Source organism: Nocardioides sp., from assembly GCF_031397825.1.
Classification (GTDB): domain Bacteria; phylum Actinomycetota; class Actinomycetes; order Propionibacteriales; family Nocardioidaceae; genus Nocardioides.
On record NZ_JANNML010000102.1, the window covers coordinates 17,853 to 28,633 of the forward strand.

The window sequence follows — 10,781 nt, forward strand, 5'->3', positions numbered from 1 at the left end:
GTCGGGTGCGCCTGGGGTCGGAGGGGACATGAAGCTCTCGGGCACGGCCCTGGCCGCCTTCTCCATGGTCCCCCTGCTGCTGCTCGCGTCGGCGTGCGGCTCGGGGGCACCGGACGACAGCGCGTCCGGTCCGGCCGTCGTGGCTCCCACCCCCTTCCCGGCCTCGGTCGCGGGGCCGGCGCCTGAGGGCTACCACGTGGAGCAGTGCCCGGACCTGCGTGGCGAGGGCGGCTCGGGGCTCACGCTGCGGCTGCTCGTGCCCGACGACTACCGCACCTCCTACCGCACGGGGCGAGGTTGCTCCTTCTCCACCGGCAACGAGCGCGGGCTGTCGGTCACGATGGGCGTCGGCCAGTCCCTGGCGGACTTCCGCGACGAGGAGGTCGCGCCCTTCGAGGGTGACGGCGGCGACGACGGCCTGACCGACGTGTCCTACGACGACGACGTGGCCGTCTTCGGCGACCGACACGGCGAGGCGCTCGCCTTCGCCCCGTTCAACGACGGCCTCCCGCTGGACGTGCGGGTCCTCCAGGCCGACGGCGTGCGCCTGCACTGGGACGTCGCCGCGGGCCGGGGGGAGGCCGAGGCCGACGCCCTGGCCACCGTCGCCTCGTCGGTGGCGGTCGTCGAGGACGACCGTGCGACCTGCACCGATCGTGGGACCACCGCGCGCTACCTGCCCCCGCTGCCCCAGACCGAGACCGTCGAGTCGCGCGGCGGACGCTGCTACCTCTACCTGCGACCGCGGGAGTCGCTCCAGCGCTTCGCCGAGGTCGTGGTGTCGCCGCGCGACTCGCTGGCGGAGCAGGCGGACCGGCTCCGCGGCGCCAAGAACGTCTCTGAGATCGTGCTCGAGCCCGGTGCGGCACAGCTCGACGGTCGGCCCGCCAACCGGCTGACCTGGGTCGTCACCCTGACCAGGCCGCGCTTCGGCAGCGGCCCCGGCACGTGGCGCAACGTCGCTGTCGGCAACGACACCGCGCGGCTGACCTGGGCGGCGACGCCGGAGGAGTGGGTCGAGGACCAGGCGTCGTACGACGCGTTCCTGGCGTCCCTGGACATCGTCACCGCCGTTGGGCGAGGGTGACCGCATGCGATCACGGACACCCGGCATGTGGTGGGGCAACGCGATCGAGGCCCCGGACCCGAGCGCGCTGGCGCACTTCTACTCCCGGCTGCTCGGCTGGCCGGTCGGCCATGAGGAGCCCGGCACCGCGATCGTCGCCGCGGCGCAGGAGGGGCCCTACCTGGTCTTCCAGCAGGTGGACGCCGCCGACTGGGTGCCGCCCGTGTGGCCGCCGGTCGCCGGCGGGCAACGAGCGATGATGCACCTCGACTTCCAGGTCGGCGACCTCGAGGAGGCGGTGGGCGAGGCCCTCGCCCTCGGCGCGACGCTGGCCGAGCACCAACCGCAGGACCACGTGCGGGTCCTGCTCGACCCGGCCGGCCATCCGTTCTGCCTGTGCCGCGACGACGGCGACTGAGGAGTCACTAGTCTCGGGTCACCCACCCCGAGGAGCCGGAGCCGCATGAGACGTCGTCTGTCGATCCTGGGCGCGCTGTGCGTCGCCGCACTCGCGAGCCCGCTGGTCACCGCAGCACCGAGCCCGGCCTCGCCCGCCCCGGTCGCCGCCGCTGCCTCCGCCGCCCCCGATCCCGTGAGCGCGCTGACGATCGGCCGCGATGCCTACCAGTACGGCTTCCCGCTGCTCGAGTCCCTGCGCGTGCGCGCGGAGATGACGAGCGTCCGCTGCCCCGACGAGAGGGGCAACGCGCCGCTCAACTCCTTCTCGAACGCGCGCCGCTTCGCCGACGCCACTGCCCGGACCGTCGTGGCCCCCAACACCGACACGCTCTACTCGATCGCCCACCTCGACCTCGGCGGAGGCCCGGTCGTCCTGCGCCACCCCGACATGGGCCGTCGCTACTACAGCTTCGCGATGCTCGACCCCTACACCAACGTGATCGCGATCCCCGGCGCCCGTGAGGACGGGGGTGGGGCCGGGTCGGTCCAGGTGCGGTGGTCGCGCCGCCCGGGGCCCGCCGGCGGCCCGACGTACGACCGGGTGGTGACCAGCCGCTACCGCTACGTCTGGGTCATCGGCCGCACGCTCGCGTCCGGTCGCGCCGACCAGCGTCGGGCCCACCAGCTGATGACGCGCTACACGCTCACCGACGTCGACGGTCGACGCCGCACCTTCGCCGACGACTGCCGTCCGGGCAGGCCCGAGAGGCACCCCACGCCGACCACCGGTGCCGCGTTCGTACGACGCCTCAACGCCGCCCTCACCCGCATCCCGCCGCCGCAGCGGGACGAGCCCCTGCTCGCTCGCCTGGCGGCCTACGGCATCGGCCCGGGGCTCTCCCCCGACGAGGCGGGGCTGGACCCGGTCACGCAGGAGTCGCTCTTCCGCGCCATCTCGACGGCGGCGAGCCTGCTGCCCCGGGAGGTCCAGGCGCGGGCGCTGCGCGGGGCGCTGACCCATGACGGCTGGTTCGACCCGCCTCCAAGGATCGGGCGCTACGGCACCGACTACGAGCTGCGCGCCCAGATCGCCTCGGCCGGCCTGGGCGCCAACACCCGGATCGAGGCGACCTACCCGGTCGGCGTGACCGACGGGACCGGGGTGCCCTACGTCGGCACCAACGACTACCGGCTCATCCTCGCTGCCGACGACCTCCCGCCGGTGCGCTACTTCTGGTCACTGACGATGTACGACGCCGACGGCTATCTCGTGCCCAACGCCGGCGACCGCTACTCGATCGGCCCGAGCCACCCCGGCCTGCGCGAGCAGCCCGACGGGTCCGTGGTCGTGGTGATGTCCCGGACGCGCCCGAGCGACCCCACCGTCAACTGGCTGCCGTCCCCGCCCGGCCAGTTCCGCCTCAACCTGCGCCTCTACGGTCCACGACCGGCCGCCCTCGACGGCAGGTGGACACCGCCACCGGTCCAGGACCTGGGGCCGCACCTCGGCTGAGTGCACCGTCAGTCCTGGACCGCCTTGGCGATCGCCACGCACGTGGTCAGCCAGGCCGCGTCCGGGTCGCCGTCCTGGATCGCCCACAGTGCGTTGTGCAGCATCCGCACGACCACCCAGTCGCGCGAGCGGTCCTCGTCGAGGCCGGCCGCGTCGATCGTCGTGTGGAAGCGCCGTCGCACCCCCTCGCGGACGTCGCCGGCCAGCTCGTCGAAGCGGTTCCACAGCAGCGGCGCGACCTCGTAGTGCGGGTCGCCACTCATCGGCTTGGGGTCGATCGCCAGCCACGGCGACCGGTCGGCGGCCAGCACGTTGGCGTAGTGGAGGTCCCCGTGGATCACCCGCCCGTGGCTCACCGGGTCGGCAACCAGGTCGCGGCCGAGCGACACCGCCTGCTCGACCAGGCGGCGCGGCAGGGGTGAGCTGCGCGGCAGCGAGCCGAGCGCGGCGCCCCACCGCTCGACGTACGACGTGAGGGTGCGCAGCTGCGGCAGTGCGGGTCGGTGGAGGTCGGCGTAGAGCCCGCCGACGATCTCGCACGCCTCGACGTCCCAGTGCTCGGTCAGGTCGGTGGGGTGCAACCGCTCGAGCAGCATCGCCCGTCGGCGGGGGTCTGCGCGCAGCAGCGTGACCGCGCTGCGCCCGTGCCAGTGCTGCAGGGCCAGCGCCTCGTGCTCGGACTCGTCGTCGGGGAAGGCCACCTTGAGCACTGCCCGATCCCGCTGGTGCAGCACCGGCACCACCACGGACGCGAAGCCGTGCATCGCCGGGCCGTCGGGCACCAGCTCCCACTCCGCCAGGAGCGTGGCGACCACACCCGGCACGGTGTCGACCCACGAGGCCCACGACTCGTCACGCCCGGCGAAGGTTGCCAGGACCGCGGTGAGGTCGGTCGGCACGGTGCTCGGCTACTTCTTGGCCTTGTCGACCGAGCTGCCCGCGCCGTCGTTGGAGAGCGCGGCGATGAACGCCTCCTGGGGGACCTCGACGCGGCCGACCATCTTCATCCGCTTCTTGCCCTCCTTCTGCTTCTCCAGCAGCTTGCGCTTGCGGGTGATGTCGCCGCCGTAGCACTTGGCGAGCACATCCTTGCGGATCGCGCGGATGTTCTCGCGGGCGATGACCCGGGCACCGATGGCGGCCTGGATCGGCACCTCGAACTGCTGGCGCGGGATCAGGTCCTTGAGCTTGCCGGCCAGCATCACGCCGTAGGAGTAGGCGGCGTCCTTGTGCACGATCGCGGAGAACGCGTCGACCGGCTCGCCCTGGAGCAGGATGTCGACCTTGACGAGGTCGGCGGCCTGGTCACCGGAGCGTTCGTAGTCGAGCGAGGCGTAGCCCTTGGTGCGCGACTTGAGCTGGTCGAAGAAGTCGAAGACGATCTCGCCCATCGGCAGCGTGTAGCGCATCTCGACGCGGTCCTCGGAGAGGTAGTCCATCCCCTGCAGGTTGCCGCGCTTGGTCTGGCACAGCTCCATGATCGTGCCGATGTAGTCCGACGGGCTCAGGATCGTGGCGCGTACGACGGGCTCGCGGACCTCGGCGATCTTGCCCTCGGGGTATTCGCTGGGGTTGGTCACCTCGACGACCTTGCCGTCCTCCAGCGTGACCTCGTAGACCACGTTGGGCGCCGTCGAGATGAGGTCGAGGTTGAACTCGCGCTCGAGGCGGTCGCGGGTGATCTCCATGTGGAGCAGGCCGAGGAAGCCGCAGCGGAAGCCGAAGCCCAACGCGCCCGAGGTCTCGGGCTCGTAGGCCAGGGCTGCGTCGTTGAGCTGGAGGCGCTCGAGCGCGTCGCGCAGCGTCGGGTAGTCGTCGCCGTCGATCGGGTAGAGCCCGGAGTAGACCATCGGGTTGGGGTGCTTGTAGCCGCCCAGGGGCTCGTCGGCACCGTTGTGCTGGCTGGTGACCGTGTCGCCGACGCGCGACTGACGCACGTCCTTCACACCGGTGATGAGGTAGCCGACCTCCCCCACGCCGATCTCGCCGGCCTTGACCGGCTCGGGGCTGATCACGCCGACCTCGAGCATCTCGTGCACGGCGCCGGTCGACATCATCTTGATCCGGTCACGGTGCTTGAGCTTGCCGTCGATGACCCGGACGTAGGTGACCACGCCGCGATAGGTGTCGTAGACGGAGTCGAAGATCAGCGCGCGGGGCGGGGCGTCGGCGTTGCCGACGGGCGCCGGGGTCTGCTTGACGATCTCGTTGAGCAGCGCCTCGACGCCGAGCCCGGTCTTGGCCGAGGTCTGGAGCACGTCGGAGGGGTCGCACCCGATGATGCCGGCGAGCTCCGCGGCGTACTTCTCGGGCTGCGCGGAGGGCAGGTCGATCTTGTTGAGCACGGGGATGATGTGCAGGTCGGCGCCGAGCGCGAGGTAGAGGTTGGCCAGCGTCTGGGCCTCGATGCCCTGCGCGGCGTCGACGAGCAGGACGGCCGCCTCGCACGCCTCGAGGGAGCGCGAGACCTCGTAGGTGAAGTCGACGTGGCCGGGGGTGTCGATCATGTTGAGCACGTAGTTGCCGGGCTCGGCACCCTGGTCGTTGCCGGCCGGCACGGTCCACGGCATGCGGACGGCCTGGCTCTTGATCGTGATGCCCCGCTCGCGCTCGATGTCCATGCGGTCGAGGTACTGCGCACGGGCAGCACGGGCGTCGACGACACCGGTCAGCTGGAGCATCCGGTCGGCCAGCGTCGACTTGCCGTGGTCGATGTGCGCGATGATGCAGAAGTTGCGGATGATCGCCGGATCGGTCTGGCCGGGGGTGGGCAGGTTCTGGGGCACGGACGACTCTCGGTGGTGTGCGGGGGGACGCACCATTCTCCCACACGGCCCTGGACATCCCTGCCTCAGCGAGCACCACCGGGCGCCGGCGCTGACCGGTTCGCGCCGGCGGCGGCCGGTGGCCGAGGATGGGCCGGGTGATCGAGTCACCCCTTCCCCACGGTCGGACCGCCCGCCGCGTCGAGTGGACCTTCCTCCCGCCCCACATCCGCAGCCTCGTGGAGCAGCGCTGCGGCTCCCCCGTGGTGGAGGCGATCTCGCAGGGGGGCGGCTTCACCCCCGGCTTCGCGTCCGTGCTGGTCTGCGAGGACGGGTCACGCCACTTCGTGAAGGCGGCGTCGACCAAGGCGCAGCGGATGTTCGCCCACTCCTACCGCGAGGAGGCCCGCAAGCTCCGTGGCCTGCCCGCCGGCGCCCCCGCGGCGCCGCTGCGCTGGTTCCACGACGGTGAGGACTGGGTCGTCCTGGGTCTGGCGTACGTCGAGGGTCGGGCGCCGCGGCGTCCCTGGACGCAGGCGGACCTCGACGCCTCGATCGCGATGCTCGAGCGCTCTGCCCGGGTCCTCACGCCTGCGCCCGCGGGCATGGCCCTGGACCCGTTCGCCGTCGAGTTCGCTGACTTCCCCGGCCACTGGGACCACGTCCGCGCCACCCGCCCCGGGCTCGCCCACCAGGAGGAGGGCGCCGCGCTGGCAGCCCGCTTCGTGGAGGTCACCGCGGGCGACACGGTCGTCCACACCGACGTGCGTGACGACAACATCCTGATCCGCCCCGACGGCTCGGCGGTCCTGTGCGACTGGAACTGGCCGGCGGTCGGGGCCGCGTGGCTCGACACCGTCTTCCTGATGATCGGTCCCCGCGGCGACGGGCTCGACGTGGAGGCCGCCCTCGCCTCGGCCACCCTGACGAAGGACCTGCCGGCCGAGCACGTCGACATCGTCCTGGCCCTGCTGGCCGCCTTCTTCATGCGCCAGTCCGACGAGCCGGTGCCGCCGACGTCGCCCCACCTCCGCGACGTGCAGTGGTGGCAGGGCGAGGTGGTCTGGGACTGGCTGTGCGAGCGCCGGGGCTGGGAGTGAGCCAGGGTCTCGTCCGATTTGGGCAGCCGGAGGGCCCGCTGCTAATCTTGCCCGTCGCGTGTCCGGCAGGAGCCTGCGCCGACCGCAACCTCCCGACCTGAGACAGCATTCACCCAAGACGAAGGCGTAGCAGTGGCCAACATCAAGAGCCAGATCAAGCGCAACAAGCAGAACGAGAAGGCGCACGAGCGCAACAAGGCTGTGAAGAGCAACCTGAAGACCGCCGTCCGCAAGTTCCGCGAGGCCGCCGAGGCCGGCTCCGCCGACGCCGTGGCGCTAGGCCACGACGCCGCGCGCAAGCTCGACAAGGCTGCGTCCAAGGGCGTCATCCACAAGAACCAGGCGGCCAACCGCAAGTCGGCCATCGCCAAGAAGGCTGCCTCGCTCTGAGCTGAGCAGCCTCGCACGTGCGACCCGTCAGAGTCCCTCTGACGGGTCTTCGTGCATTTCCGGGATCCTCCGGACTGGATCTCGCGGCCTGGATCTCCCGGCCAGGAGCTCCCTGAGCCAGCGACTGCCGTCAGCGCTGGTCGCGCAGCGCAGTCACGGTGAGCACGAGGCGCTCCAGCGTGTAGGACGGGTCGCTCGCGGCTCCCTTGATGTCGGCGTCGGCCTTGGCCACGGCTCTGATCACCCGCGAGAGCCCGGAGTCGGACCATCCCCGGGACTGGTCACGGATCGAGCGCAGCTTCCACGGCGGGACCCCCACCTCGCGAGCCAGGTCTGCCTCGCGCATGCCCCGCATGGCGCCCTTGTAGCGGGCCAGGCCGCGGGCGCTGCCGGCGAAGGCCGACGTCACCAGGACCGCGGGGGTGCCGCCGTCGAGTGCCCACCGCAGCTCCTCGAGCGCGGCCGTGCGGCGTCCGGAGAAAGCGGCGTCGGCGACCGCGAAGGACTTGGCCTCGGCGCGACCGCCGAAGTACTGCTTGACCCGGTCGACGGTGAGCGGTTGTCCCGGGAAGTCGTTGGTGAGCTGGTGGGCCGCGGCCGACAGCGATCGCAGGTCGTGCCCGACGGCCTGGACGAGGAACAGCGCAGCCTCCTGCTCGATCGTGGCGCCGTGGACGCGCACCTCGGAGGCGACGAAGGCGGGAAACTCCGAGGGCTTCAGCTCGCCCGACTTGGACTCGGTCACGGTGGCCAGCTTGCGCAATTTGGTCAGCACTCCGGAGCCCTTGGGGCCGCCGCCGTGGACCAGCACCAGCGCAACGTCCTCGGCGGGCGACGCGGCATAGCCCAGCAGTCCGTCGACCGACTCGTCGGGCAGCTGCTCGAAGGAGCGCACCACCACGCAGCGGATCGTGGAGAACAGTGACGGGGCGGAGAGCTCCCCCAGGGTGGCGAGCGTCAGCTCGGCGGCACCGGTCTCGGAGATCTCGGACTCGGGGTCGTGGGAGCGGACCACCTCACGCACGGCGGTGATCGTGCGCTCGTTGAGGAACTCCTCCTTGCCGGTCACCAGGGTGACCCGACCCAGGACGTCTCCCGCACGCATGGGGCAACCTTCCCACACCGCCCCGACAGTCCCCCGGCCTCCCTCATCGGCCCACCGCCACCACCTCCCCGTCGTCGACGACGACAGCCAGGTCGCCCGCCGTGTCGGTGCGGAGCACCTCGGTGCCGGCCTGCTCCAGCGCGTCGAGGACCTCCCCCGCCGGGTGCCCGTAGTCGTTGTCGGCTCCTACCGACACCAGTCCCAGCTCCGCCTCGAGCGAGGTGAGGAAGTCGAGGTCCTGGTAGCGACTGCCGTGGTGGGGCACCTTGAGGACGTCGACGTCGAGGCCCGGGACCATCCGCGCCAGGGCCGCCTGGCCCGGGGGCTCGAGGTCACCGGCGAGCAAGATCCGCACCCCCCGGACCTCGGCGAGCAGCACCACGCTGGCGTCGTTGGCCCGGCTCCCGTCACCGGTGCCCTCGGTGGGCGAGGCCGGGAGCGGCCACAGGGTCTGGAAGGCCACCTCGCCGACGACTCGCGTCTCGGCGTAGGGCGCGACGAGGGGAGCCAGTCCGGCTGCCGCGGCGGCGCCGAGCACCGTCTCGACCCCGGAGGTCGGGTCACGCATCCGCGACGTCTCCACCTCACCGACCTCACGCCCCTCGAGCACCCCCGCCAGGCCGTCGACGTGGTCGGCGTGGAAGTGGGTCAGGACCACGAGCGGCACGATGTCGACGCCGAGGTCGTCGAGGCACGCGTCGACGACTGAGGCATCGGGTCCCACGTCGACCACGATCCCGGTCCGGGGGCCGGCTCGCAGGACCAGGGCGTCGCCCTGGCCGACGTCGCACATGATGAGCACCCAGCCCTCGGGCGGCCAGCCCGGGCTGGGCAGCCGGACCGTCACCCCGACGACCATGACGATCGCGAGGCCGATGGCCGCCCACGGCCGGCGCAGGAGCGGGGGTGCGGCCACGGCCAGGAGCACGCAGAGCAGGCTGAGCAGGGCCACCGATGCGACGCCCGCCTCCCAGTCCAGCGCTGCGCCGGGGAGGTCTGCACCGCGTCGCGCTACCGCCACGATCCAACCAACGCACCAGGCGGCGACGGTCCCCACGAGGGTGCCGACGGCAGGAACCGCCAGGCCGAGCAGCCCACCGGTGAGCCCGAGGACCGTGGCCGGCCCCACGACGGGGGCGACGGCCAAGTTGGCGACGACCGCGACCAGGCTGACCTGTCCCGAGATGGCGGCGACGACCGGGGTGCAGGCCAGCTGGGCCGCTGCCGGCACCGAGACTGCCTCCGCCACCCACCGTGGGAGCCAGCGCGACATCGCGTCGCGCCACCCGGGCGCGAGCACGACGATGCCGGCCGTGGCGAGAGCCGACAGGGCGAAGCCGACGGAGACCGCCAGTCCCGGCTGCACGAGCAGCAGGACGACCACGGCTACTCCCAGCGCCCGGAAGGCCCGCTGCTGCCCGTTGGACCCCATCGCCAGCAGCCCGACCGCTCCCATGGCGGCCGCGCGGAGCACGCTCGGCTCGGTGCGGGCCAGCAGCACGAAGCCGAGGATGCCCAGGGCGCCGACGAGGTAGAGCCAACGGCCGCGCACCCGGCACGAGCGCGCCAGGATCAGGAGGAAGCCGACGACCAGGGTCAGGTTGGTGCCCGAGACGGCGGTCAGGTGGGTCAGCCCCGTGGTGCGGAAGTCATCGGCGAGAGCCGGGTCCAGCCCGGCGTCGTCTCCGTCGACGAGCGCCGGGACGAGGGCCCGTTGGTCGTCGGGACGGTGCGCGACCGAGGCGCGGATCGATGCCCGGACGGCGCCCGCACCGCGCCACCACACGTCGGGTCGTGCGAGGACGACCGGGTCGCGGGCGGACGTCAGCACCCCGGCCAGGTCACCACCGTCGGCCGGTGCCAGGAGCCCGGACGTGCGCACCCGCGACCCCAGCGCGGCACCGGACCAAGCCTCCCCACCGATGACCAGGACCGGGGTGGCCAAGCGGTGGGTGGCGCCCCGACCCGTGACCTCCCGGACCTCCAGACGCAGCAGCACCTGCTCGGCGAAGCGCCCCGACACCGGCCGCGGGTCCGAGACCACGGTGCCGGTCAGCACCACCGCTGCCCGGTCGTCGGCCAGGTAGGCGACGGGGTTGTCGCTGACCGCCTGGTGACGCAGCCCGGTGGAGCCCGCGACGGCCGCGGCGACCAGCAGGAGGCCGGCGACGGTGGCCGCGTGGTGCCGTCGCGGGGGCAGTGCCACGGCCGCAGCCGCGAGCACGGCCAGGGTCCCGAGAAGCACCCACGCACGGGCACCGAGCAGGTGCGTCGCCAGCGCCGCGAGCCAGGCGACGGCCCCGAGCAGGGGCATCCGCAGGTCGCGAGGTCCCCGGTCGGGGTCGTGGTCGTCGGGCCTCACCACCGACGGCTCGTCGGCACGTCAGATCGTCACGAACGGAGCGATCTGCTCCAACGTGGCGTCGCCGATGCCGTCGACCTC

At 72.5% G+C, this 10,781-nt stretch carries 9 protein-coding genes; 5 read left to right on the plus strand and 4 right to left on the minus strand.

Annotated elements, in window-relative coordinates; translation table 11 throughout:
* Positions 1-28 precede the first annotated feature (28 nt).
* The 3 genes from RMN98_RS08940 to RMN98_RS08950 are packed head-to-tail and all read left to right on the plus strand — an operon-like array spanning position 29 to position 2,978.
* A complete protein-coding gene (locus RMN98_RS08940) occupies positions 29-1,087 on the plus strand; it encodes a hypothetical protein (RefSeq protein ID WP_309648466.1) in 1,059 nt (352 codons plus the stop codon).
* A 4-nt stretch (positions 1,088-1,091) separates the two neighbouring features.
* The gene (locus RMN98_RS08945) at positions 1,092-1,484 is read left to right on the plus strand and encodes a VOC family protein (RefSeq protein WP_309648467.1); all 393 of its coding nucleotides are present in this window, start codon (positions 1,092-1,094) and stop codon (positions 1,482-1,484) included.
* A gap of 45 nt (positions 1,485-1,529) precedes the next feature.
* Entirely contained in the window at positions 1,530-2,978 is a 1,449-nt protein-coding gene (locus tag RMN98_RS08950; protein ID WP_309648468.1) for a DUF1254 domain-containing protein, read from the plus strand.
* An 8-nt stretch (positions 2,979-2,986) separates the two neighbouring features.
* Here RMN98_RS08950 and RMN98_RS08955 read toward each other — a convergent pair whose 3' ends face one another.
* Positions 2,987-3,877, minus strand: a complete 891-nt coding sequence (locus RMN98_RS08955) for an aminoglycoside phosphotransferase family protein (RefSeq protein WP_309648469.1) — start codon at positions 3,875-3,877, stop codon at positions 2,987-2,989.
* A gap of 9 nt (positions 3,878-3,886) precedes the next feature.
* A complete protein-coding gene (gene lepA / locus RMN98_RS08960; protein ID WP_309648470.1) occupies positions 3,887-5,800 on the minus strand; it encodes a translation elongation factor 4 in 1,914 nt (637 codons plus the stop codon).
* 101 nt (positions 5,801-5,901) lie between these two features.
* Between lepA and RMN98_RS08965 the strand changes: the two genes are divergently transcribed.
* Both RMN98_RS08965 and rpsT read left to right on the plus strand, forming a co-directional pair.
* The gene (locus tag RMN98_RS08965; protein ID WP_309648471.1) at positions 5,902-6,843 is read left to right on the plus strand and encodes a hypothetical protein; all 942 of its coding nucleotides are present in this window, start codon (positions 5,902-5,904) and stop codon (positions 6,841-6,843) included.
* A gap of 132 nt (positions 6,844-6,975) precedes the next feature.
* Positions 6,976-7,233 (plus strand): 30S ribosomal protein S20, encoded by a 258-nt coding sequence (rpsT, locus tag RMN98_RS08970; protein ID WP_309648472.1) that lies wholly within the window; start codon positions 6,976-6,978, stop codon positions 7,231-7,233.
* Positions 7,234-7,363: 130 nt separating this feature from the next.
* On the opposite strand, the gene holA is transcribed toward rpsT, so the two are convergent.
* Both holA and RMN98_RS08980 read right to left on the minus strand, forming a co-directional pair.
* The gene (gene holA, locus RMN98_RS08975) at positions 7,364-8,338 is read right to left on the minus strand and encodes a DNA polymerase III subunit delta (RefSeq protein ID WP_309648473.1); all 975 of its coding nucleotides are present in this window, start codon (positions 8,336-8,338) and stop codon (positions 7,364-7,366) included.
* A 43-nt stretch (positions 8,339-8,381) separates the two neighbouring features.
* Complete coding sequence (locus tag RMN98_RS08980; RefSeq protein WP_309648474.1) at positions 8,382-10,700, minus strand: ComEC/Rec2 family competence protein; 2,319 nt, start codon at positions 10,698-10,700, stop codon at positions 8,382-8,384.
* Between the last annotated feature and the right edge of the window lie 81 nt (positions 10,701-10,781).

Excerpts from the sequence above, each read along its gene's own strand:
- RMN98_RS08940 (WP_309648466.1), top strand. The coding sequence starts at position 29 with ATGAAGCTCTCGGGCACGGCCCTGGCCGCCTTCTCCATGGTCCCCCTG.
- RMN98_RS08950 (WP_309648468.1), top strand. The coding sequence starts at position 1,530 with ATGAGACGTCGTCTGTCGATCCTGGGCGCGCTGTGCGTCGCCGCACTC.
- lepA (WP_309648470.1), bottom strand. The coding sequence starts at position 5,800 with ATGGTGCGTCCCCCCGCACACCACCGAGAGTCGTCCGTGCCCCAGAAC.
- RMN98_RS08945 (WP_309648467.1), top strand. The coding sequence starts at position 1,092 with ATGCGATCACGGACACCCGGCATGTGGTGGGGCAACGCGATCGAGGCC.
- holA (WP_309648473.1), bottom strand. The coding sequence starts at position 8,338 with ATGCGTGCGGGAGACGTCCTGGGTCGGGTCACCCTGGTGACCGGCAAG.